The 23,870-nt window shown below is 68.4% G+C and carries 20 protein-coding genes; 13 read left to right on the top strand and 7 right to left on the bottom strand.

Features of this window, described 5'->3' with window-relative positions; translation table 11 throughout:
* Positions 1–19 precede the first annotated feature (19 nt).
* Positions 20–994 (bottom strand): LysR family transcriptional regulator, encoded by a 975-nt coding sequence (locus tag HWX03_RS02835; RefSeq protein ID WP_175870151.1) that lies wholly within the window; start codon positions 992–994, stop codon positions 20–22.
* A gap of 134 nt (positions 995–1,128) precedes the next feature.
* Here HWX03_RS02835 and HWX03_RS02840 point away from each other — a divergent pair, with 134 nt between their 5' ends.
* From HWX03_RS02840 to HWX03_RS02875, 8 genes are all read left to right on the top strand, one after another.
* Positions 1,129–1,848 carry an SDR family oxidoreductase gene (locus HWX03_RS02840; protein WP_175870152.1) on the top strand — a complete coding sequence of 240 codons (720 nt, stop codon included), beginning with the start codon at positions 1,129–1,131 and terminating at the stop codon, positions 1,846–1,848.
* A 240-nt stretch (positions 1,849–2,088) separates the two neighbouring features.
* The gene (locus HWX03_RS02845; RefSeq protein WP_175870153.1) at positions 2,089–3,552 is read left to right on the top strand and encodes an MFS transporter; all 1,464 of its coding nucleotides are present in this window, start codon (positions 2,089–2,091) and stop codon (positions 3,550–3,552) included.
* Positions 3,549–5,090 (top strand): FGGY family carbohydrate kinase, encoded by a 1,542-nt coding sequence (locus tag HWX03_RS02850; RefSeq protein ID WP_175870154.1) that lies wholly within the window; start codon positions 3,549–3,551, stop codon positions 5,088–5,090. Before HWX03_RS02845 ends, HWX03_RS02850 begins: the two co-directional genes overlap by 4 nt.
* An 18-nt stretch (positions 5,091–5,108) precedes the next feature.
* On the top strand, positions 5,109–6,788 hold the full coding sequence (locus HWX03_RS02855; protein ID WP_175870155.1) for a glycerol-3-phosphate dehydrogenase/oxidase: 1,680 nt from the start codon (positions 5,109–5,111) through the stop codon (positions 6,786–6,788).
* The gene (locus tag HWX03_RS02860; protein ID WP_175819264.1) at positions 6,785–8,347 is read left to right on the top strand and encodes an FAD-binding oxidoreductase; all 1,563 of its coding nucleotides are present in this window, start codon (positions 6,785–6,787) and stop codon (positions 8,345–8,347) included. The genes HWX03_RS02855 and HWX03_RS02860 overlap by 4 nt, the downstream gene beginning before the upstream one ends.
* A 5-nt stretch (positions 8,348–8,352) precedes the next feature.
* Positions 8,353–8,928: a glycerol-3-phosphate responsive antiterminator gene (locus tag HWX03_RS02865; protein ID WP_175870156.1), complete on the top strand. Its 576-nt coding sequence runs from the start codon at positions 8,353–8,355 to the stop codon at positions 8,926–8,928.
* Between the two features lie 28 nt (positions 8,929–8,956).
* Positions 8,957–9,292, top strand: a complete 336-nt coding sequence (locus HWX03_RS02870) for a putative quinol monooxygenase (protein WP_059237196.1) — start codon at positions 8,957–8,959, stop codon at positions 9,290–9,292.
* Positions 9,289–10,446 carry an iron-containing alcohol dehydrogenase gene (locus HWX03_RS02875; protein WP_175870157.1) on the top strand — a complete coding sequence of 386 codons (1,158 nt, stop codon included), beginning with the start codon at positions 9,289–9,291 and terminating at the stop codon, positions 10,444–10,446. The genes HWX03_RS02870 and HWX03_RS02875 overlap by 4 nt, the downstream gene beginning before the upstream one ends.
* A gap of 37 nt (positions 10,447–10,483) precedes the next feature.
* Here the strand turns inward: HWX03_RS02875 and HWX03_RS02880 are convergent, their stop codons facing one another.
* Positions 10,484–11,005, bottom strand: a complete 522-nt coding sequence (locus HWX03_RS02880) for a hypothetical protein (protein ID WP_175870158.1) — start codon at positions 11,003–11,005, stop codon at positions 10,484–10,486.
* 59 nt (positions 11,006–11,064) lie between these two features.
* Positions 11,065–13,245, bottom strand: a complete 2,181-nt coding sequence (locus tag HWX03_RS02885; RefSeq protein ID WP_175870159.1) for an ornithine decarboxylase — start codon at positions 13,243–13,245, stop codon at positions 11,065–11,067.
* Positions 13,246–13,551: 306 nt separating this feature from the next.
* On the opposite strand from HWX03_RS02885, the gene HWX03_RS02890 reads away from it, so the two are divergent.
* The 3 genes from HWX03_RS02890 to potE all read left to right on the top strand — a co-directional run bounded on the left by HWX03_RS02890 (position 13,552) and on the right by potE (position 17,514).
* Entirely contained in the window at positions 13,552–13,761 is a 210-nt protein-coding gene (locus tag HWX03_RS02890; protein ID WP_175870160.1) for a hypothetical protein, read from the top strand.
* Entirely contained in the window at positions 13,758–16,058 is a 2,301-nt protein-coding gene (locus HWX03_RS02895; RefSeq protein ID WP_175870161.1) for an Orn/Lys/Arg decarboxylase N-terminal domain-containing protein, read from the top strand. The genes HWX03_RS02890 and HWX03_RS02895 overlap by 4 nt, the downstream gene beginning before the upstream one ends.
* A gap of 70 nt (positions 16,059–16,128) precedes the next feature.
* Positions 16,129–17,514, top strand: coding sequence for a putrescine-ornithine antiporter (potE, locus tag HWX03_RS02900; protein WP_175870162.1), 1,386 nt, complete (start codon positions 16,129–16,131; stop codon positions 17,512–17,514).
* A 3-nt stretch (positions 17,515–17,517) separates the two neighbouring features.
* Here potE and HWX03_RS02905 read toward each other — a convergent pair whose 3' ends face one another.
* A complete protein-coding gene (locus HWX03_RS02905; protein ID WP_175870163.1) occupies positions 17,518–18,426 on the bottom strand; it encodes a LysR family transcriptional regulator in 909 nt (302 codons plus the stop codon).
* Positions 18,427–18,624: 198 nt separating this feature from the next.
* On the opposite strand from HWX03_RS02905, the gene HWX03_RS02910 reads away from it, so the two are divergent.
* The gene (locus HWX03_RS02910; protein ID WP_175870164.1) at positions 18,625–19,209 is read left to right on the top strand and encodes a putative glycolipid-binding domain-containing protein; all 585 of its coding nucleotides are present in this window, start codon (positions 18,625–18,627) and stop codon (positions 19,207–19,209) included.
* Between the two features lie 4 nt (positions 19,210–19,213).
* Here HWX03_RS02910 and HWX03_RS02915 read toward each other — a convergent pair whose 3' ends face one another.
* Complete coding sequence (locus HWX03_RS02915; RefSeq protein WP_175870165.1) at positions 19,214–20,206, bottom strand: sulfonate ABC transporter substrate-binding protein; 993 nt, start codon at positions 20,204–20,206, stop codon at positions 19,214–19,216.
* A gap of 208 nt (positions 20,207–20,414) precedes the next feature.
* On the bottom strand, positions 20,415–20,822 hold the full coding sequence (locus HWX03_RS02920) for a DUF427 domain-containing protein (protein ID WP_175870166.1): 408 nt from the start codon (positions 20,820–20,822) through the stop codon (positions 20,415–20,417).
* 375 nt (positions 20,823–21,197) lie between these two features.
* Here HWX03_RS02920 and HWX03_RS02925 point away from each other — a divergent pair, with 375 nt between their 5' ends.
* Entirely contained in the window at positions 21,198–22,859 is a 1,662-nt protein-coding gene (locus tag HWX03_RS02925; protein WP_175870167.1) for an ABC transporter substrate-binding protein, read from the top strand.
* 45 nt (positions 22,860–22,904) lie between these two features.
* Here HWX03_RS02925 and HWX03_RS02930 read toward each other — a convergent pair whose 3' ends face one another.
* Positions 22,905–23,852: a TauD/TfdA family dioxygenase gene (locus HWX03_RS02930; RefSeq protein ID WP_175870168.1), complete on the bottom strand. Its 948-nt coding sequence runs from the start codon at positions 23,850–23,852 to the stop codon at positions 22,905–22,907.
* Positions 23,853–23,870 lie beyond the last annotated feature (18 nt).

The following is a 23,870-nucleotide window of genomic DNA, read 5'->3' on the forward strand; positions in this document are numbered from 1 at the left end:
CGCCGCCTGGCCGGGCCGCCTACGCGGCGCGTGCTCCCTTGCCGCGCGCCGCTGCGCGTGGCGGGCGGGAATCCGGATACGCGCGCTGGCAGACGGCGATGACCGTGTCGCGCAGGCGGCGATGCACGGGGTCGCCGTGCATGCGCGGATGCCACAGCGCGGACACGAGGATCGCCGGCAGGCGGACCGGGATCTCGAAACTGCGTAGCCCGAGGGCTTCGGTGAGCCCGGGCGAGCACGCGTTGCCGAGGCTCGAGCGCGGCACCAGCGCGATCAGGTCGGTGCTGGCCGCGACACGCATCGCGTCTGGATAGCCCGGCACGACGACGTGTACGGCGGGGCCCGGGCCGGCCTCGCCGGTCGAGTCGTCGGCCGGCCCGCCGAAATCGCCGAGCTGGGCCGCCATGACGTGCCGGCAGGCTGCATAGCGGGCGGGCGTGATCCGGGCCGACGCGAACAGCGGATGCGCGGCGCGCGCCACCGCGACGTGCCAGTCGTGAAAGAGCATCCGCGTGTGCAGTTCGGGCGCGTCGTCGCCGCGCTTGCCGATTTCCAGGTCGACGGTGCCGTCGCGCAGCGCTTGCGGATCGCGGTCGAGCTTCGGGACGAAGCGGATACGCACGTGCGGCGCGACGTCGGCCAGGGCGGCGACGACCGGGCCGGCCAGCATTTCCATGAACGATGCGGCCGCCCGGATGGTGAACGTGGCCGTGAGTGTCGCGAGGTCGACGTCGGCGGTCGCCGGCCGGAGCACGGCGCGCGCGTCGCTCGCGACGGCATGGACGCGGTCGCGCAATGCGGCTGCGTGCGGCGTCGGCACGAGCTTGCGCCCGGCGCGCACGAGCAGTTGGTCGCCGGTGGCGATGCGCAGCCGCGTGAGCGTGCGGCTCATCGCCGACGTGCTCAGGCCCAGCCGGCGCGCGGCGCCGGTCACGCTGCCTTCCGACAACAGCACGTCGAGTGCGGTGACGAGGTTCAGGTCGATGTCTTCCATGCGGACAGGATACGCCACTGTGCAGTTTGGCAAGGCGTTGGATGCAATGATGGATTGCATTCGGTGCGTCTGGCGCCTGTCGTGGTGCGCGCCTATAGTGGGTGCATGACGAAACACGGCAAAGGCGAAAAACCATGCAATCGACCGAATCGAATCGACGAAACGTTCCCGCGATCCTGCTCGTTGCGGCGTCGCGCGGCCTCGGGCTGGCGATGGCGGAGGCATTCCTGCACAAGGGCTGGCACGTGACGGGTACCGTGCGCGAAGGATCGGGACGCACGAAGCTGCACGACCTGGCCGACCGGTTCGACGGCCGGCTCGAGATCGGCACGCTCGACATCTGCGCGCCCGAGCAACTGGCCGCGCTGCGCGAGCGCCTGTCGGGCCGGCGCTTCGACATGCTGTTCGTGAATGCGGGCACGACCAACGATCCGAATGAAACGATCGGCGAAGTGACGACCGACGAATTCGTGCGCGTGATGATCACGAATGCGCTGGCGCCGATGCGCGTGATCGAGACGCTGCAGGATCGGGTGACCGACGATGGGCTGATCGGCGCGATGTCGTCGGGGCAGGGCAGCGTTGCCAACAACGTCAGCGGGATGCGCGAGGTGTATCGCGGCAGCAAGGCCGCGCTGAACCAGTTCATGCGCAGCTTCGCCGTGCGTCAGGCCGATACGCGCCGCGCGCTGGCGCTGATGGCGCCCGGTTGGGTCCGCACCGAACTCGGCGGGTCCGACGCACGCCTGACCATCGATGAAAGCGTGCCGAGCCTCGTCGACGTGCTGCTGGCGAAGCGGGCGCGGCCCGGGCTCGAATACCTCGACTATCTGGGGCGGACGGTGCCGTGGTGAACGTGTGGCTTGCCGCGCGCGGTCAGCCTGGAAATAACGTTGCGTACGCAACGATTGAGCGGCGCGACGACGTGCCGCTCGCTGCATCGCACAACCGACCGTGCTTGACACCGGCGCGCTGCCCGCCGTAAATTGCGCAGGCAGATCTAGATAAGAGACTATCTGTAAGATGGTCTCTCCATGCGTCGATCGCATCTGCAATGTCGAGCCTCTTACAGAACAAATATACGGAGGCCGATTGTGCAAACGATCGCGGTCAAGCTTCATGGCATTGAAGACGTCATCTCCTTTCTCGACACGCGCCCCGGTATCGCGGGCAGGGCGGGACTCGTCTGGTGGCTGTCGCTCGGCGGGCTGTTTCTCGACGCATTTTCCAACTCGGCATTGAGTGCCGGCCTCGGGCCGATGACGCGCGAATTGCATCTGTCGGCCGCGCAGGTCGCATGGATGACGTCGTTCGCGTCGTGGGTCGCGATCGCATTCAACCCGATCGGCGGCTGGATGGCCGACCGCTGGGGGCGCGTGCGGCCGCTGATCGCCGCGAAGCTGCTGTCGGTGATCGGCGCGCTGCTGGTGGTGTTCGCGCCGGATTTCAATACGATTCTCGCGGGCCGCTTCTTCGTCGGGATGGCGTACGGCATCGACTTCGCGATCGCGATGGCGATGCTCGCGGAGTTCACGCCGGGCCGCCTGAAGAGCCGGCTCAACACCTGGCAGGGCATGTGGTACACGGCCGTGTGCCTGAACCTGCTGCTCGCGCTGCTGTTTCATGCATGGCAGGTCGGCGATTCGATCTGGCGCTACTCGGTGGCGGCGACTGCCGTGTTCGGCGTCGCGATCCTCGCGCTGCAATGCGCGTTCCTCGTCGAAAGCCCGATCTGGCTCACCCGGAAGGAGCGGCTCGACGATGCGGCGCGCGCGATGACGCGCGTCTACGGGCAGCCATTCGTCGCCGCGCCCGCACATGAACGTACACCGGTCGTCAATCCGGCGACGCGCGGCCTCGCGAACGTGCTGCTGATCTTTCGCGGCGTCTACCTGCCGCGCACGATCCTGGCCGCGACCGTGCAGATCGGCCAGTCGATCGAATACTTCGCGATCGGCTGGTATCTGCCGCTGATCAGCGCGGCGCTGTTCGGCAAGGACTTCGTCTACGCGACGCTCGGCGCGCTCGTGTTCAACCTGTTCGGGATCGTCGGCGGCTTCTCGTCGTCGGCGGTCGGGCGCCGTGTCGGCCTGCGTCGCGCGTCGGCATTCGGTTTCGCAGCGGTCTGCGCGATGCTGGTCGCGCTCGGGCTGTTCCAGGCACGCATGCCGCTGTGGCTGTCGGTCGTCGTGCCGTCGCTGTTCATCCTGTTCCACTCGGCCGGCCCCGGCGCGAACGGCAAGAGCCTGTCGTCGCTGTCGTTTCGCGGCGAGCTGCGCGCGGGCGCGAACGGCATCGTCGGTGCGCTCGGCTCGATCGGTGCGGCGCTCGGCCTGCTGGTCTTTCCGCTGTTTCGTGCGCGTTACGGCCTCGAACACACGTTCCTGATCCTCGCGATCGTGCCGTGCGTGGCCAGTGCGATCTGCTTCGCGATCCGCTGGGACCCGACCCGCACCCCCGTCAATCCCGACAACGAACCCGACGCGCCGCACTTCGGCGACGACGCGCGCCCCCCGTCGGCCTTCCTGAAACCCGCCCTCGAGAAAACGCAGCGATGACCGAATCCCGAAACGCCATTCTCGCGATCGACGAAGGCACGTCCGGCACGCGCGCCGCGCTCGTCGACGCGAGCGGACACGTGTCGTGCCTGGAATACCTGCCGCTGTCGGTCGAGAGCCCGCGGCCCGGCGTCGTCGAACAGGACGCGAACGCGATCCTCGACAAGACGCTCGCCGTCTGCCGCGCAACGCTTGCACACGCGCATGAACAGGGTATGCGCATCGTCGCGCTGGCGCTCGCGACGCAGCGTGCGACGGCCGTGCTGTGGGACACGCGCACCGGCCGGGCGCTCGTGCCCGCGATGGTCTGGCAGGACACGCGCCATGCCGCCGAGCTCGATCGGCTCGCGGCCGACTGGGACCGCGTGCTGGTGCCGCAGGTCGGCCGGCCGGCGGGCGTGCGCTCGCCGTATCTGTGGGCCGTGCACCAGTTGCGCACGTCGCGCGCGGTGGCCGACGCGCATCGCGCCGGCTGTCTCGCGTTCGGCACGATCGATACGTGGCTGCTGTGGCATCTGTCCGATGCACGCACGTGCGTGACGACGCCGACCAACGCGACGTCCGCCAGCGCGTATCTGCTCGGCGAGCATCGCTATTTCGATCCGTGGCTCGACGCGCTCGGCTTTCCGCGCGAACTGCTGCCCGCGCTGCGCGAGGACGCCGACGCGTTCGGCCGCACGCGCGAGGACGTGCTCGGCATCGACGTGCCGATCCTCGCGTGCGCGGGCGACCAGTTCGCGGGCGCGGTCGGCCTCGGCTGCGTCGAACGCGGCCAGGCGATGTGCGTGCACGGCACCGGCAGCTTCGTCGACCTGCTGACGGGGACGGCGCGCCCCGACACCGGATCGCATGCGCAACCCGGTCACGCGCACGACGGCACGCTGGCGATGACCGCGCGGCGGCACGGCGGCGTGTCGCATTACTCGCTCGAAACCTTCGTCGCGACGACCGGCTCGGCGTTGCGCTGGGTCTGCGAAAAACTGCGCTGGTTCGACGATCCCGCGCAGATCAGCGCGCTGGCGGGCACCGTGCGGTCGGCGCGCGGCGTGACCTTCGTGCCGGCGCTCACCGGCCTGCGCGTGCCGCGGATGGAGCCGAATGCGCGTGCGCTGCTGTCCGGCATCTCGATCGCGACGACGCAGGCCGAGGTCGCCCATGCGGTGCTCGAAGGCATCGCGCATTCGGTCGCGTCGTGCATGGAGGCCAATGAGGCGGTCGCGCGGGCCGGCGTGTCCGAGCTGATCGTCGGCGGCGGCCTCGCGGGCAGCGACACGCTGCTGCAGATCCAGGCCGACGTGAGCGGCGTGCCGGTGCGGCGGATGCGCGAAGGCGATCGCGCGAGCCTGCGCGGCGCGGCGTTTCTCGCGGGCGCGGCGGGGCTGCTGTGGGAATCGCTCGATGCGGCCCGCGCGACGCTCGTCACCGACGCCGTCTTCGAACCCTCGATCGATGCGGACAGCCGGCAGCGCCGGCGCGCGGCCTGGCATGCGCGGATCGCGTCCGAGCTCGCGCACGCGGCCGATTTTTCTCATGCGTAAGCACGGAGAACGACCAGCATGATGTTTTTGCCATCCAGAAAACCCCGGACGGACCGGTCCGGCATGACGGCCACCGAGCCGTTGCGCGTGAACCGCGACGAGCATCTGGCGCGACTCGAGGCCGATACGTTCGACGTCCTGATCGTCGGCGGCGGCGTAACGGGCGCCTACGCGGCGTTTGACGCGAGCCTGCGCGGGCTGCGCGTCGCGCTCGTCGAGAAGAGCGACTTCGCGTCGGGCACGTCGTCGAAGTCGTCGAAGATGGTGCACGGCGGGCTGCGCTACATCGAGCAGGGCAATCTCGGGCTCGTGCGCCATTCGCTGCTCGAGCGGCAGCGGTTGCGGCGCAACGCACGCCATCTCGTGCAGCGGCTGCCGTTCCTGTTCCCGGTGATGGAGCGCGAAGGCGTGTTCGACCGGCGTCTTGCGAAAGCTTTCGAAAGCCTGTTGTGGACCTACGACATCGCCGGCGGCTGGCGCGAGGGCATCCTGCACCAGAAGCTGACCAAGGCCGAGGTGCTGTCGCATTGCCCGACCTTCAATGAAACCTACCTGACGGGCGGCTTCCTGTACTTCGATGCGCGCGTCGACGATGCGCGCCTGACGCTGAACCTCGTGCGCACGGCCGCGTTCCATGGCGCGGCGGTGGCGAATCACGCACGCGTGGTCGAGCTGACGCGCGACGGCCACGGCACGGTCGACGGCGCGATCGTGCACGCCGACGGCCGCGAGCGGCGCGTGCGGGCGCGCGTGGTCGTGATGGCGACCGGCGTATGGCTGCGCGACTGGACCGGCGCGCGCAAGGGCGACACGTCCGCGTTGCAGGTGCGGCCCGCGAAGGGCGTGCACGTCGCGATTCCGTGGCTGAAGATCCGCAACGACTGCACGGTGACGATCCCCGTACCGGGCCGCAACCGCCGCGCGACGATCACGCGCTGGGGCAACGTGTCGTATCTCGGCACGACCGACGAGGACTACGACGGCGATCTCGACGACGTGCACTGCACGCGGCAGGAACTCGATTTCCTGCTGGAAGGCGCGCGCTCCGCGTTGAAGGTCGACCTGAGTGCTGCCGACGTGGTCGGCAGCATCGCCGGATGCCGGCCGCTGGTCGGGCCGCCCGGCGGCAAGACGATCGAGATGAAGCGCAATCACGAGATCCATGTCGCGCCCGACGGGCTCGTGACGATCGTCGGCGGCAAGCTGACGACGTCGCGGCACATGGCCGAGCAGACCATCGATACGGTCGGCAAGCTGCTCGGCCGCCGCACGCGCTGTCGCACGAAATCGGCGTACCTGCTCGGCGCGGCCGGCTACGACCCGCAGGCGATCGTCGCATCGGGCGGGCTCGCCGCGCATCTCGGCGAGCGCTACGGCACCGAGGCGCGCTTCGTCGGCGACCTCGCCGATGCGACGCCGTCGCTGCTCGCGCCGATCGTCGAAGGGCTGCCGTACAGCGAAGCGGAAGTGCTCTACGCGGTGCGCCACGAATTCGCGCGCAGCGTCGACGACGTGCTGTCGCGCCGCACCCGCGCGCGGCTGATGGCGCGCGACGCATCGGCACGCGCCGCGCCGCGCGTCGGCGCCATCCTCAAGGCGGAGCTCGGCTTGTCCGATGCGGCCGTCGCCAGCCAGGTGCGCGACTACGTCGCCGCCGTCGCACTCGAAAAAGCCATCCTCATGGGAGAACACGGATGATCAGCAAGGAAGCCATCAAGCGCGGCTATAACCGCGGCAACTACGTCGTCGGCGCGCATACGCCGCCGCCCTACGCGCTGAACCTGCCTGCGGCAGGCGGCGCGCCGGTCGAGGCCGGCATGCAGCGGGCGCCGGTCGCGGTATCGCCGCAGCAGGTCGACGCGCTGCGCGCGGTGGCCGACGAGGTGCTCGTGCAGCCGGCCGACGTCGTCGCGTGGACGCGCGACTGGTGGGCCGCGTCGATGGTCGCGGAAACGGGCGGCCGGCCCGCGACGCCGCACGCGGTCGTCGTGCGGGTGTCGACGGTCGAGCAGGTGCAGGCCGTGATGCGCATCGCGCACGCGGCGACGCTTCCGGTGACGGCGTCGGCCGGCCGCAGCAACGTGACGGGCGCGGCGCTGCCGGTGCGCGGCGGCATCGTGCTCGACGTGTGCGGGCTGAACCGGCTGATCGGCGTTGACGCCGAGAGCCAGATCGTCGACGTCGAAGCCGGCATGTTCGGCGACGTCTTCGAGGCAACGCTGCAGCGCGAGCACGGGCTGACGATGGGGCACTGGCCGTCGTCGTTCGGGATCAGCACGGTGGGCGGCTGGATCGCGTGCCGCGGCGCGGGGCAGTTGTCGACGCGCTACGGCAAGATCGAGGACATGGTGTTCGGGATGGACGTGGTGCTCGCGGACGGCAGTCTCGTCACGCTCGGCGGCTATTCGCGCGCGGCGGTCGGCCCCGATCTGCAGCAGTTGTTCATCGGCAGCGAAGGCACGCTCGGCATCATCGTGCGTGCGCGCCTGAAGCTGCATCGGCTGCCGGACTACGGGCGCGCGATCGCGTACGGCTTCGACACGTTCGCGGCCGGCCTCGACGCTTGCCGCGAGATCCTGCAGCGCGGCGCGAATCCGGCGGCGCTGCGGCTCTACGACGCACTCGAAAGCGGCGTGCAGTTCGGCCTGCCCGACACGAACGTGCTGCTGATCGCCGACGAAGGCGCGCCGGAGATGGTCGACGCGGTGATGGCGATCGGCGCGCGCGTGGGCGACGCAAGCGGGCGCCGGCTCGACGGCGACGCGATCTTCGAGAAGTGGCTCGACACCCGCTACCTGACCGGCAAGAGCGCGGAAGGCTTCAAGCGCAGCCCGGGTTTCGTCGCCGACACGCTGGAAATGTGCGGCCGCTGGCGCGACCTCGCGGCGATCTATCGCGACGTGGTGGCCGCGTTGCAGGCGGTGCCGGGCACGCTGGCCGGTTCCGCGCACCAGTCGCATGCGTACGCGGACGGCGCATGCCTGTATTTCTCGCTGCGCGGCGACGTCGCGGTGGCCGAGCGGGCCGCGTGGTACCGCGCGGCATGGGACGCGGCGAACGCGGTGCTGATCCAATACAATGCGGCGTTGAGCCATCACCACGGTGTCGGGCTGTTGCGTGCGCCGTACCTGCGCGATTCGCTGGGCACCGCGTTCCCGGTGCTGCAGGCGGTGAAGCGTGCGCTCGATCCGACGCATATCCTCAACCCCGGCAAGCTCGGTCTCGGCGACGAGACCGGCCCGCACGTCGACCGGTAAACGTCATGGACAAGTCGCTGGGCGCGCGTCTCGCCCGTCATCCCGTCATCGCCACGCTGTACGGCGTCGAGCAGGCCGACAGCTTCATCGACAGCGCGGCGGAGGTCGGCATCGTCGCGAACGTCGACCTGCGGCGGTTGCAGGCGGTGGTCGCGGCGCTCGCCCGGGCCGGCAAGTTCGTGATCGTCAACATCGACAGTTGCGATGGACTGTCGCAGGACAAGGGCGGCGTCGAGTATCTGGCCGATATCGGCGTCGCGAGTGTCGTGTCGACGCGCGTCGCGACGATCCAGCGCGCGAACCGCGCGGGGCTGATCACGATGCAGAAGGTGTTCGTGACCGACCGTTCGACGTGGCCGCGCAGCGTGAAGGCGATCGAGCAGAGCGACCCGAACCTCGTGCAGCTGATGCCGGCGCCGATGCTCGCGCACCTGAGCGAAGCCGACCGGCAGGCGCTGCCGCCGATCGTCGCGTCCGGTTTCGTCGGCAACGCGGACGACGTGCGCAGCGCGCGGCGGCACGGCGCGGTCGCGGTATCGACGAGCGACAGCGCATGGTGGAATTTCGACCCGTCGTCGTGACGGGCTTGTATCGAACCTGGAGCGCAACATGAACGAACCCTATCTGCAGGTGATCGCGCATTACTTCGCGAAGCCCGGCAACGGCGACCGCGTGGTCGAACTGCTCGCGGAACTCGCGCCGGCCACGCGGGCCGAGCCGAAGAACCTCGACTACGCGTACTTCCGGTCGCCGGAGCACCCCGACCACATCGTGATCCTCGAGCGCTACCGCGATGCGGACGGCCTCGACGCGCATCGGGAAACGCCGCATTTCCAGCGGATCGGAATCGGGGCGATCATTCCGTTGCTCGATCGCCGCGACGTGTCGCGCTACATGGTGCAGCCGGACACCGGCACGGCGACGCCACCGGGAGGCACCCGATGAACCCGTTTCAATTCCGTACCGTTCCGACGCAGATCGTCGAATTCGGCGCCGCGCGCCGGCTCGGCGCGCTGTTGCGCGAACGCTTTCCGGCGCTCGCGCGGCTGTGCGTCGTCACCGATGCGTTCCTGCATCGCAGCGGCGTGCTCGCGCCCGCGCTGGAGAGCCTCGCCGCGCACGGCTGGCAGGTCACCGTGATCGACGACGTGATCGCCGATCCGCCCGAGCACGTGGTGCTCGAAGCGACCGCGCGGGCCGTCGCGGCCGATGCCGAGATCGTGCTCGGCCTGGGCGGCGGCTCGTCGATGGACGTCGCGAAGCTGATCGCGGTGCTCGCGCCGGGGCAGCAGGCGCTGGCCGACATGTACGGCGTCGACAAGGTCGCCAGCGCACGGCTGCCGCTCGTGCAGATGCCGACCACGGCCGGCACCGGCTCCGAGGTCACGGCCGTGTCGATCGTCACGGTCGGCGAGGCGCGCAAGATGGGCGTCGTGTCGCCGCACCTGTTCGCGGACGTCGCGATCCTCGACGCGGAACTCACGCTCGGCCTGCCGCGCGCGGCGACGGCCGCCACCGGCGTCGACGCGATGGTGCATGCGATCGAGGCGTACACGTCCGCGCGGCTGAAGAATCCGGTGTCCGACATGCTGGCCACGCACGCGCTGACGCTGCTGTCGCGCAACCTGCTGGCCGCATGCGACGACGGCCGGAACCGGCACGCGCGCGAAGCGATGCTGGTCGGCGCGATGTTCGCGGGGCAGGCGTTCGCGAATGCGCCGGTCGCGGCCGTGCATGCGCTGGCCTATCCGGTCGGCGGGATCTTCCACGTGCCGCACGGGTTGTCGAATGCGCTGGTGCTGCCGCACGTGCTGCGCTTCAATGCGCCGGCCGCCGCGCCGCTGTATGCGGAGCTGGCGGCGATCGTCGCGCCGTCGGCCACGGGCAGCGACGAAGCGAAAACGCACGCGCTGATCGCCGAGATCGACCGGCTGATCGTCGCGACGGGGATCCCGCGCACGCTGCGCGAGGTCGGCATCGGCGAGGCCGACCTGCCGAGGATGGCGTCGGACGCGATGCTGCAGACGCGCCTGCTCGTGAACAATCCGCGCGAGGTGACCGAGGCCGACGCGCTGGCGATCTATCGGCAGGCATGGTGACGCGACGGGTGCGATGCTGCCGGCCGGCCGGGTACCGTCAATTCAGGTCGCGATCCTTGCAGGTCGGCTCGAGTTCGCCGTCGAAGTACTGATACAGGTGCACGAGCAACTTGTTGGCGCCGATCTTGCGCCCGAGGTAATGCGTGCCTTCCACCGACGTGCAGGTCGAGAAGGCGAGTGGCAAGCCGCCGTCGAGCACGGCTTCCGGGTGTGCGCCCTGACGCACGAAATGCGCGGTGCCGACGACGCCGAAGCCGCGTGTGTCCGCCGGCACCGACTTCGGCAGCGACAGGGCGTACGCGGCGATCGTGCGGTCGTCGTGCAGGCTGTCGAGAATCTGGTTGCCGGGCTTGCCGGCGGGGCCGGTGATCGTCGCGCAGCAGCGCGCGACGCCTTTGTCGTCGTCGGGCAGCACTTGCAGCGACGTGCCTGCCGCGAGATGCGTATTCGGCGTGTAGTAGACGCCGTCGGCGACCACGCCGACCTGCTGCGCATGCGCGGCGAGGGAGACGGCGAGTGCCGGGGCGATCAGGAGCGGACGAGGCGGTCGGATGGGCATGATGGCGGCGATGATACACGTCGTGCGCAAGCGCCGCGCGGGCCGGGCACAGCCCGCGATCAGGCCCGCGACGCGTCGGCGCCGGTTGCCACCACGTACGCCGATGCCTGCTTCGTGCCGTCCGGCTTCGTCTGCAGGTACACGCCCTGGATTTCCGGCTCGAAGCCCGGCAGCGCGTTGATCCCGGCTTCGAGCGCGCGGAAGTAGTCGAGCGCCGGGCCGCCCCACGCTTCGCCGGGCACCACGCAGAAGATGCCGGGCGGATAGGGCAGCGCGCCTTCGGTCGCGATCCGGCCTTCGATGCGCTCGAGCGTGACGAGCTCGACGTTGTTGCGGATCAGCTCGGCATTCGCGGCCTGCGGCAGCATCGCCTGCTTCGGGAACTGCGCGCACCGGAACATCTGTTTCTGCAGATGCTTCATGTCGTGGCTGCGGTAGAAATCGTGCATCCGCTGGCACAGCTGCCGCAGGCGCATGGTGCCGTACAGCTCCGGATACGCTTCGCACAGCGACGGAATCGCTTCGCGCAGCGGCGTGTCCTGGTCGAGATGGCGCTCGAACTGCGCGAGGTGCGCGACCAGATGCTGCAGCTTGCCGGAACTCTCCGACGGCGTGAGCAGGAACAGGATCGTGTACAGGTCGGCTTTCTCGGGCACGACGCCGTGCTCGCGCAGGTAGCGCGCGAGGATCGGCGCCGGCGCGCCGAACGCCGCGTATTCGTGCGTGTCGCGATCGATGCCGGGCGTGGTCAGCAGCAGCTTGCACGGATCGACGAAATACTGGTCGTTAGCATAGCCTTCGAAGCCGTGCCACGTGTCGGCCGGATGGAAGCGGAAGAAGCGCAGGTCGTCGACGATCTGCTCGGTCGGGTAGTCGGCCCACGGGCGGCCGTCGACATGCTGCGGGACGAACGGGCGGATCTGGCGGCAGGTTTTCAGCAGCAGCTTGCGCGCATCGACGCCGTGTGCGACGCAGTCGCGCCACAGGCGCTTGCCGGCCGGGCCGGCATGCATCTGCGCGTTGACGTCGAGCGCCGCGAACATCGGGTAGAACGGGCTCGTCGACGCGTGGATCATGTACGCGTTGTTGAAGCGCCGGTGATCGCAGAAGCGCTTCTGCCCTTCGATGTGGCTGTCCTTCTTGTGGATCTGCGACGTCTGCGAGAAGCCGGCCTGCTGTTTGTGCACCGACTGCGTGACGAAGATGCCGGGATCGTCGGGGCCGAGCGTCAGCATCAGCGGCGAGCAGTCCTGCATCATCGGGATGAACTGCTCGTAGCCGACCCACGCCGAATCGAACAGGATGTAGTCGCACAGATGCCCGATCCGGTCGACGATTTCGCGCGCGTTGTAGATCGTGCCGTCGTAAGTGCCGAGCTGGATCACCGCGAGCCGGAACGGGCGCGGCAGGTCGGCGCGCTCGGGCGCGACGTCGCGGATCGCGTCGCGAATGCGCGCTTCGCCGAGCGCCGCGCTGTCGACGCCGCCGATGAGGCCCCACGCGTTGCGCGCGGTCTCGAGGTAGACCGGCCGCGCGCCGGACAGCACGAGCGCGCCGAGGTGCACCGACTTGTGGTTGTTGCGGTCGAACAGCACGAGATCGTCGGGTGCGAGCAGCGCGCTCGTGACGACCTTGTTCGACGTCGACGTGCCGTTCAGCACGAACCAGGTCTTGTCCGCGTTGTAGATCCTTGCGGCGTTGCGCTGTGCTTCCAGCGCGGGCCCTTCGTGAATCAGCAGGTCGCCGAGCCGGACGTCCGCGTTGCAGAGATCCGCGCGAAACAGCGTCTCGCCGAAGAAATCGAAGAACATCCGGCCGAGCGGATGATTCGAGAAGAACTGGCCGCCCTGATGGCCGGGGCAGTCGAATTCGACGTAGCCGCGCTGCACGTATTCGCGCATGACCTTGAAGAACGGCGGCAGCAGGTTCTCGCTGTAGATGTCGGCGGCGGCGGAAATCTGCCGGCCGTAGTAATGGCGGCCGCCGTGCCGGAGCTGGATCACGCCGCTCGCGCTCGGAAGGACCGACGGCGGCACTTCCTGGCCGGGCTCGACCGCGACGAAGAACGGAATCGCGAAACCGGTTTTCTCGACGGTTTTCAGCACCTTTTCCGCGACATCGATTCCGACGACGATGGCCGCGATATTCGTGAAATCGGTCTGAAATACGTCGACCTGTTCGTGCGTGGTGAGGAAGGCGCCAATCAGCGCCGGCTCGACTGCGATTTTCAACAGGCTCACGCGAACTCTCCGGTAAATGACCTGAAACGGGAGCCTCATTGGCGCCAGCGCGCAATCCTGAACCGACACGCGTTGCAGCCGATTGAAACGGTCCCGCGAATGCGGAATGGAATGCCGAAGGCTCGCTGCACGAAGAACCCTTGCGCGGCGCGGCACAGCGGCGATCGGGCAGTGCCCGGCGCAGCTGATCGTAGCAACAAAAGCATACGGATTCAATCGAACTGAATCGTCAATGCCATGGCGGCATGAGCATGATCAAATAATCGGGAATTGGCGTGCTGCGGTGCACATAAAAATGATCAAATCATGAAATTCGATTTGAAAGGCGCCGATTTTTTTTACCGAATCGTCGGCTTTTCAGCGAAAAGCATCTATGGCATAGTCGGCTCCGAATTGGATGGCGAATCAAGCCGGAACTGCGAGCGTCTCATGCCGCTGCCCGTGACCTGCTGTCCGCGTGCTCGTGAGACGAACGATACCAATCGAAGCAACGCAACAGCGAGGGCAAAATCATGAATACTTCTGTCGGCGGCATTCGTCGTCTCGGCATGCGTGCGCTACTGGTCGACGACGAAATCGCGCAGGAAACCGCGACCGGGCGTGCGGTCCGCACACTGAGCGCGGAGCTCGCGCAACGCGGTGTCGACGTGCTGACGGCGACGTCCGCCGACGATGCCATCGTGCTGATCCGCTCCGATCCGTCGATCCAGTGCGTGCTGCTCGACTGGGATCTCGGCGTGGACGGCCACGGGCCGTCCGAGGCGGTGGTCGATGCAATCCGGCATCGCAACGGCAGCGTGCCGATCTTCCTGCTGGCCGACCGCAGCGTCGCGTCGTCGGTACCGGCCGCGGTGATGGGCAAGGTCGACGATTTCGTGTGGCTGCTCGAGGATACGGCCGACTTCATCGGCGGGCGCATCCACGCGGCGATCGAACGCTATCGCTCGACCGTGCTGCCGCCGATGTTCGGCGCGCTCGCGAAGTTCTCGCGCGTCTATGAATACTCGTGGCATACGCCGGGTCACACGGGCGGCACCGGCTTCCTGAAATCGCCGGTCGGCCGCGCGTTCTTCGAATACTTCGGCGAATCGCTGTTTCGCTCGGACCTGTCGATCTCGGTGGGCGAACTCGGCTCGCTGCTCGACCACTCAGGCCCGATCGGCGAAAGCGAGCGCTACGCGGCGCGCGTGTTCGGCGCGCATCGCACGTATCACGTGACGAACGGCTCGTCGACGTCGAACCGCATCATCCTGATGGCGAGCGTGAGCCGCGACCAGATCGCACTGTGCGACCGCAATTGCCACAAGTCGGCCGAGCACGCGATGACGATGTCGGGCGCGATCCCGACCTACCTCGTGCCGACGCGCAACCGCTACGGGATCATCGGGCCGATCGCGGCGGAGCGCCTCACGCAGGCGGCGATCCGCGAAGCGATCGCATCGAACCCGCTCGCGGCGGGGCTGGCGGACCGCCAGCCGAAGCATGCGATCGTCACGAACTCGACGTACGACGGCCTCTGCTACAACGTGACGCGTGTCGAGGAACTGCTCGGCGCGAGCGTCGATCGGCTGCACTTCGACGAAGCGTGGTACGGCTACGCGCGTTTCAATCCGATCTACCGCGACCGCCATGCGATGCACGGCGACCCGCGCGACCACCATAAGGATCGGCCCACGGTATTCGCGACGCAGTCGACGCACAAGCTGCTGACCGCGCTGTCGCAGGCGTCGTACATCCACGTGCGCGACGGCCGCAGCCCGATTCCGCATGGTCAGTTTAACGAAACGTTCATGATGCACGCGTCGACGTCGCCGAACTACGCGATCATCGCGTCGAACGACGTCGCGGCCGCGATGATGGACGGCCCCGGCGGCGCCGCGCTGACGCGCGAATCGATCGAGGAGGCCGTCGCGTTCCGGCAGATGATCGCGCGGATGAACGGCGAATTCGGCGCGAAGGGCGACTGGTTCTTCGAATGCTGGCAGCCCGACACCGTGCTCGAGGCGCGCACGGGCCGCACGCTGCCGTTCCACGATGCGCCGCCCGACCTGCTCGCGAGCGACCCGGCGTGCTGGGTGCTGCGCCCCGGCGCGCAATGGCACGGCTTCGGCAATATCGAGGACGGCTACTGCATGCTCGACCCGATCAAGGTGTCGATCGTCACGCCGGGCGTGGCGCCGGCCGGCGGCCTGATGCCGGTCGGCATCCCGGCGAGCGTCGTCACCGCGTATCTCGATGCGCGCGGCATCGTGGTCGAGAAGACGACCGATTTCACGATCCTGTTCCTGTTCTCGATCGGCATCACGAAGGGCAAGTGGGGCTCGCTCGTCAGCGCGCTGTGCGATTTCAAGCGCGACTACGATGCGAACCTGCCGCTCGACATGGCGATTCCGTCGCTCGCGAAGGAGCATGGTTCGCGCTATGCGGGCATGGGGCTGAAGGATCTGGCCGACACGATGTTCGCGGCGATGGAGCAGCTCGGCACGACGCGCCTGATGTCGGAGGCGTTCTCGATCCTGCCGAAGCCGGAGATGAGCCCGGTGCGCGCATACGAGCATCTCGTGCAGGGCCGCATCGAGCAGGTGACGCTCGACGAGCTGGCCGGGCGCACGGTGGCCACCGGCGTCGTGCCGTATCCGCCGGGCATTCCGCTGTTGATGCCGGGCGAGAACGCGGGGCCGGCCGGCGGCCCGGTGCTTGGCTATTTGAAGGCGCTCGAAGCGTACGACCGGCGTTTTCCGGGCTTCGCGCACGACACGCACGGCGTGGAGGTCGAGGACGGTACGTACCGCGTGTACTGCCTGACGGCCTGAAGCCCTGAATCCCGATCGGGCGAACGAGCGACCGGCCGCGCGGCGGCCTCACATCGAAGGATCGAACACCATGGAAAACGCAGCGCACCTATCCGACGCGGCCCCGGCGGCCGCGCGGAAGCACCGGATGAACGTCTGGCAGCTCACCATTCTCACAGCGGTCAACATGATGGGCTCCGGCATCATCCTGCTGCCGGCGAAGCTTGCGCAGGTCGGCACGATCTCGCTGCTGTCGTGGATCGTCACGGCCGGCGGCTCGCTCGCGCTGGCCTATGCGTTCGCGCGCTGCGGGATGCTGAGCCGCAAGCCGGGCGGGATGGGCGGCTACGCGGAGTACGCGTTCGGCAAGGCCGGCAACTACATGGCGAACTACACGTACGGGCTGTCGCTCGTGATCGCCAACGTCGCGATCGGCGTCACGGCGGTCGGCTACGGCACCGTGCTGTTCGACGCGACGCTGTCGCCGCTGCAGACGGGCCTGTGGACGATCTTCCTGCTCGTGCTGACGACGGTCGCGAACTTCGGCGGCTCGCGCATCACCGGCCGGATCGGCGCGGTGACGGTGTGGGGCGTGATCATTCCGGTCGTCGTCGTATCGCTGATCGGCTGGTTCTGGTTCAGCGGCGCGACCTGGGGCGCCGCGTGGAATCCGCACAACCTGCCGTTCGGGCCGGCCGTCGGCGGCTCGATCGCGGTGACGCTGTGGGCGTTCCTCGGGCTCGAATCGGCGTGCGCGAACTCGGATGCGGTCGAGAATCCGGAGCGCAACGTGCCGATCGCCGTGCTCGGCGGCACGATCGCGTCGGCGATCTTCTACATCGTGTCGACCAACGTGATCGCCGGGATCGTGCCCAACGCGATCCTCGCGGCGTCGAACGCGCCGTTCGGCATCGCGTTCGCGACGATGTTCACGCCGACCGTCGGCACAATCGTCACCGCGCTGATGGTGATCGCGTGCATCGGCTCGCTGCTCGGCTGGCAGTTCACGGTGGCGCAGGTGTTCAAGAGCTCGGCGGACGTCGGCTACTTCCTGCCGGTGTTCGCGCGCGCGACGCGCACGGGCACGCCGATCGTCGGCATGGTGATCCTGCTGGTCGCGCAGGTCGCGCTGGCGCTGATGACGATCAGCCCGGAGCTGAGCAGCCAGTTCCAGAAGATCGTCGATCTCGCGGTCGTCACGAACCTCGTGCCTTACGTGATGTCGATGGCCGCGCTGATCACGATCCAGAAGGTCGCGAAGGTGCCGCCGGGCAAGGCGCTGGTGACGAACGTGATCGCGATGGTCGCGACCGCGTACAGCTTCTACGCGCTGTTCAGCTCGGGCGAGCAGGCGCTGATGCTCGGCGGCCTGTGCGTGTTCCTGGGCTGGACGCTGTTCGGCTTCGTCAGCGCGCGCTTCTACCAGATGGAAGTCGACGCGCACGTGAAGGAGCCGGGTAAGTCGCTGCAGGCGTGACGGCTAGCGGTCGCGCTTCGTCAGCAGCGGCGGGAGCGCCGTTTTCAGCAGATCGACGACGGCGCGCACGCGCGGCGGCAGCGGCCGCTGCGCGTGCACCAGCACGTTGAGCGCGAAGTCGGGGATGTCGTAGTGCGGCAGGAGGCGGACGAGCCGGCCGTGCGCGAGCGCATCGGCGCAAGCCGGATGCTGGACCACGCCGATGCCGCCGCCCGCCGCGATCGTGTCGAACATCGGGCGCCAGTGGCTGGTGGTCATGACCGTGCGGATGCGCGCGTAGTCGACCGCACCGCCGTCGCGCTGCAGCGGCACCTGTTCGTTCGCGAACACGCCTTTCACGCGGATGAACGGATGGTTCGCGAGGTCGGCCTTCGTGTCGAGCGGGCCGTGCCGGTCGAGATACGACGGCGCGGCGACGAGCACGCGGCCAACCGCGCCGAGCGCGTACGCGACGAAGCCGCCGTCGCGGAGCTGGCCGACCCGGATCGAAATGTCGACGCCTTCGGTGACCGGATCGACGATATCGTCGTTCAGCACCAGGTCGATGTGCAGTTTCGGATACGCGGTGCGGATCTGCATCAGCACGGCCGGCATCACGACCTCGCCGAAACATTGCGGCGCCGCGAGCCGGATCGTGCCGTCGAGCGCATTCTCCGTCTTCGACACCGATGCAACGGCCAGTTCGGCCGCCTCGAGCAGCGCCTTGCTGCGTTCGTAAAAGATGCGGCCTTCCTCCGTGCACGCGAGGGTGCGCGCACTGCGCATCAGCAGCCGCGTGCCGAGATGCTTTTCGAGTTTCTCGATGCGCTCGCTGACGGCCGGTTGGCCCATGTCGAGATCCCGCGCCGCGCCGGACATCGTGCCGCGCTCCACGACCCTGACGTAGATGCGCATCGTCGCCAATAAATCCATGAAGTCGCGCCTTGTGTCTTCCGGTTCGATTTTTACCGATCGACTGATGGTACCAAAGCGGCTGAAGAGCGACTGTGTGCGTGAAGCCGATACTGACTATCGGCCGGAACGCGACCGGTGCCCGCCGAAGCCGCGTGCGTTCATCCACGCCGTGAGCGAAAATCGGCTTCCTTCCGCGCGACCGACAGGAGACCCGACATGACGCAACAGAATGAAGCCCGACGGACGCACTGCGTCGCATGGCAGATCGTGCAGACGTGGCAGGCAGCCGAATGGTGCCGGCTCGACGAGTCGCAAACGGGCATCGCGCTGTCGGGTTCGGTCGCGGGCGCGATCGACGGCACGCCGTTTCGCATCGACTACGCGATTACATGCGGGACCGACTGGCTCACGCGCTCGGCGCGCGTGACGCGGTGGAGCGGCACGGCGCCGCCACGGCAATGGGACATCGCGTGCAATGCAGGGCAGTGGACGATCGACGGTGTCGATGCACCGATGCTTGCGGGTGCAACCGACATCGACCTCGGCTTCAGTCCGTCGACCAATACGCTGCCGATCCGGCGGCTGGCGCTCGCCGTCGGCGAGTCGGCCGAGATTCGCACCGCGTGGCTGCGGTTTCCGAGTTTCGACATCGTGCGCGGCGAGCAGCGCTATACGCGCACGGCGCCGCACGTGTATCGCTACGAGAGCGGCACGTATGCGGCCGATATCGCGATCGACGACGCGGGCCTCGTCACCGACTACGACGAATGGCGGCGCATCGGCGCGGCGCCTGCGCCGTGACGCATCAGCGAGCGCTGGCGACCGACAGTTTGCTCGGAATCAGCTTCAGCGTGCTGAACGCGTCGGCGATGCTCTGCTGGTACGCGACCGTCGCATCGGTGATCGTCTGCACGCCGTAGCCGGCGCGCTTGAGCGCGACTTCTAGCGTCGGCGCGTCGAGGCCGACGAGCGGCGACAGTTGCGCGGCCACCTCGGGCACGTGATCGCGCGCCCAGCGGTCGACCGCGTCGACTTCGTCGAGCAGCGCGCGCAGCACCTGCGGGTGCGCGGCCGCGTACTTGCGCGCGGCGAGGTAGTACTGCGTGTTGCGCACGAGCCCGTCGCCGTTTGCGACCACGCGCGCGCCGAGCTGCCGTTCGGCGGCGGCCAGGTACGGATCCCAGATCACCCACGCATCGACGCTGCGCTGCACGAACGCGGCGCGCGCGTCGGCCGGCGTCAGGTAGATCGGCTGGATGTCGGCATACGTGAGGCCCGCATGCTCGAGCGCCTTCACCAGCAGGTAGTGGACGTTCGAGCCCTTGTTGAACGCGACCTTCTTGCCGCGCAGTTGCGCGACGGTGCGGATCGGCGAATCGGGCAGCACGACGATCGCCTCGCCCTGCGGCGCGGGCGGCTCGTTGCCGATGTAGACGAAATCGACGCCGGCGGCCTGCGCGAAGATCGGCGGGGTTTCGCCGACCGTGCCGACGTCGATCGCGCCGGCGTTCAGCCCTTCGAGCAGTTGCGGGCCGGCCGGGAATTCGAGCCATTGCACGGTGACGCCCTGGCTCGCGAGACGCTTCTCGAGCGTGCCGCGCGCCTTGAGCACGACGAAGTTGCCGTATTTCTGGAAGCCGATGCGCAGCCGCGTGCCGCCGGCGTCGGCGCGTGCGGGCCCGGCCGCGAGCGGCCCGAGCGCGAGCCCGGCCAGCCCGGCGGCCGCGCCGTGCAGCCACCGGCGGCGGCGCGGGTTCGCCGGGGTCGTTTCAAGGTCTGCGTGCGGTGTGTCGTTCATCGAGGCGTCCTGCTGGCGGGTTCACGGGTCGCGCGGGCATGGCGCGATCGGCACGGGACGCGGCCGGTTGCGGGCGATGCGCGCGGCCGGCCCGCGCCGGATTCGAGACGATACGGCCATGCGGGACGGCGGCCAACCAATGAATCCGCATATGCAAATCAGCGGCCGGACGATCCGTGAACGGTGACGCGGCAGGGCGCCGCCGCGCTCACTCGGTGACGAGCGGGCTTTCCTCGATCGAATCGACGCGGTCCGGATAGAACGCGAGGTGCCCGCGAATCGATTCGACGGCCGGATACGGATGCTCGTACGTCCACACAGCGTTGGTCGCGCGTTCGCCGCCGGCCGGAATCGAGTAGTACGCGCAATCGCCCTTGTACGGGCAGTAGGTCGCGTGGTCGGTGCGTTCGAGCAGCGACATGTCGGCATCCTCGCGCGGAACGTACAGCACCGCCGGATAGCTGGCCTCGCGCAGCGCCAGTGCATGGCGCGTATCGGCGACGACCTTGCCGGCGACCTTCACGACCACGCGCGACGCGTGCGGTTCGATCAGGATCGGATGATCGGGGCCCGGCGACTTGACGGGACGAGAGGGCGTATCGGGGTTGATCGACATCGTGGGTCCTCCAGGAACGGGCGGCGCACCGGCGGGCGCGCCGTGCCGGCACGCGTGCGCCGGTGGATTCCCGCGCACCGGTGCCGGCGTTGGCCAACCGATACGATGCGCCAATTCCGCGGAACCTGCAGGGGGCCGGAAGGACGCGCGCGGCCCTGAGCGAATGGCGCTGCGTCATGTCATGACGCCGGGCCCGGTGTCGCGGCGGTGTTCGCGAGCCTGCGTGCGGCGCTCGCATGGACATTCTCATGCAGCGGCAGCGGGATGCATCCGCGACGATAAGCAACGCGGAATTAATTGGTAAGCGATCGGCGGGATGCGCGCGAAGATCGACGGTCGTCATTCGCATCGCACCTCTTGCTTCCGTCCCTCACCATGAAGAATCCTTTCGTTTCGTCAGCCGCGCGCCGTCCGCGCGGCGTATCGCCTGCCGGCGCCGCGCTTCGCTGCATCGCCGCGTCGTTGCTGCTGGCCGGCGCCGCGACGCACGCGCTCGCCGCGCCCACGGGCAAGACGCTCGTGTACTGCACCGAAGGCAGCCCGGCCGGCTTCGATCCCGGCCAGCACACGACGAGCACCGATTTCGATGCGAGCACGTACCCGGTCTACAACGGGCTCGTGCAATTCAGGCGCGGCACGCTCGATCTCGAACCGGCGCTCGCGACGAGCTGGGACGTGTCGCCCGACCAGCGCACGATCACGTTCCACCTGCGGCGCGGCGTGAAATTCCAGACGACTGCATGGTTCAAGCCGACCCGGCCGTTCCAGGCCGACGACGTCGTGTTCACGTTCCGCCGGATGCTCGACCCGGACGATCCGTTCCGCAAGGCCTATCCGGTCAGCTTCCCGTATTTCAGCGATCTCGGCTTCGACCGCAACATCGAACGCATCGAGAAGGTCGACGACTATACGGTGCGCTTCGTGCTGAAGACGCCCGACGTCGTGTTCGTGCGCAATCTCGCGATGGCGTTCGCGTCGGTGCTGTCGGCCGAATATGCGTCGCAGCTCGCCGCGCGCCATCGCGAGTCGGACATCAACCAGTTCCCGGTCGGCACGGGGCCGTTCCTGCTGCGCACGTACCAGAAGGACGCGCTGATCCGCTACGACGCGAATCCCGACTACTGGAAGCCGGACGACGTGAAGCTCGCGCGCCTCGTGTTCGCGATCACGCCCGATCCGGCCGCGCGACTGCAGAAGCTCGTGGCCGGCGAATGCCAGGTGTCGGCGTTTCCGCGGCCGGCCGATCTCGAGACGGTGCGGCGCGACCCGAAGCTGACGCTGTTTTCGGGGACGGGCTTCAACGTCGGCTTCGTCGCGTACAACACGCAGCATCCGCCGCTCGATCGTGTCGACGTGCGGCGCGCGCTCGACATCGCGATCGACAAGACGGCGATCATCAAGACCGTGTTCAACGGCGACGCGACGATCGCGACGAACCCGATGCCGCCCGCGCAATGGTCGTACAACCCGCGCCTGAAGGACGCGCCGCGCGATCCGGCCGCCGCGAAGGCGCTGCTCGCGCAGGCCGGCTTCCCGAACGGCTTCGACCTGACGCTGTGGGCGATGCCCGTGCAGCGCCCGTACAACCCGAACGCGCAGCTGATGGCGCAACTGATCCAGCAGGACTGGGCGAAGATCGGCGTGCGTGCGAAGATCGTCAGCTACGAATGGGGCGAATACAACCGCCGCGCGAAACACGACGGCCAGCACGACGCGATCCTGTACGGCTGGTCGGGCGACAACGGCGATCCCGACAACTGGCTCGGCACGCTGCTCGGCTGCGACGCGGTGCACGGCAGCAACCTCGCGAAGTGGTGCAACAAGGACTTCGAGCAACTCGTGACGGCGGCGCGTTCGAATGCCGATGTCGCGAAGCGCACGGCGCTGTACGAGCAGGCGCAGGTGGTGTTCAAGGACCAGGTGCCATTCACGCCGATCGCGACGTCGATCGTGTCGCTGCCGATCTCCAAGCGCGTACACGGGTTGACGTTCTCGCCGCTCGGCGGGCACCGGTTCGACGGCGTGTGGCTCGATTGACGGAAGCGGAGGCCGGCGCGCCCGTGCACGCCGGCGTTCGCCGCGTCAGTCGAGTGCGACGGCGGCCGCCGTTTCGACCGGCGTGCCTTCGAGCGCCACCGAAGGCGCGCCGTCGGGGCCGACCGGCACGTCGCCGATGAGCGTCGTGCGATAGAGCTGGCGGTCGAAGTCGAGATCGAAGATGTCGACGGGCGCGAGATGTGCGGTCGCACGGTTGTCCCAGAACGCGATGCTGCGCGGTTCCCACTTGAAGCGGATCGTGAATTCCGGCCGCGTCACATGCTCCCACAGCAGTTCGAGCAGCGCCTGGCTCTCGCGCGGCGTCAGCCCGACGATCGATTTCAGGAAACTCGGGCTCACGTACAGCGCGCGTTCGCCGGTTTCCGGATGCACGCGCACGAGCGGATGTTCGGTCACGAGCGGGCGGCGCTCGACGGCATCGTCGAACGCACCGGTCGCGCGCGCGCCGGGCGGCGGCGTGAAGCGATGGATGCCGCGCAGGGTATCGACGAAGCCGCGCAGCGGCGCGGACAGCGTTTCGTAGGCGCGCACGAGGTTGGTCCAGTGCGTGTCGCCGCCGTACGGCGGGATCGTCACGCCGCGCAGGATCGACGCCCACGGCGGGTTCACGGCGGCCGTCACGTCGGTGTGCCAGCCGGTCCAGGGCCGGCGCACCGGTTCGCCTTCGAAGCGCGTCGCCTTGCGATGCTTCGCGATCGAATAGACGGCCGGATGGCCGTCGACGTGCCCGAACACCGGGTGGCCGACCGTCGGCTCGCCGAACTGCGCGGAGAACGCGACATGCTGCTCGTGCGTGAGGAATTGTTCGCGGAAGAAGATCACGCGCCATTGCAGCAGCGCGGCGCGGATCGCCGCGATCTGCGGCGTGGTCAACGGTTGCGTGAGGTCGACGCCGCGGATTTCCGCACCGATATGGGCGGACAGCGGGATCACGTCGACCGGCTGGGCGGCGGGTTCGAGTAGGGCGCTCATGCGACGCTCCTGGCGGAA

The organism is Burkholderia sp. BCC0397 (assembly GCF_902832865.1).
Lineage (GTDB): Bacteria > Pseudomonadota > Gammaproteobacteria > Burkholderiales > Burkholderiaceae > Burkholderia.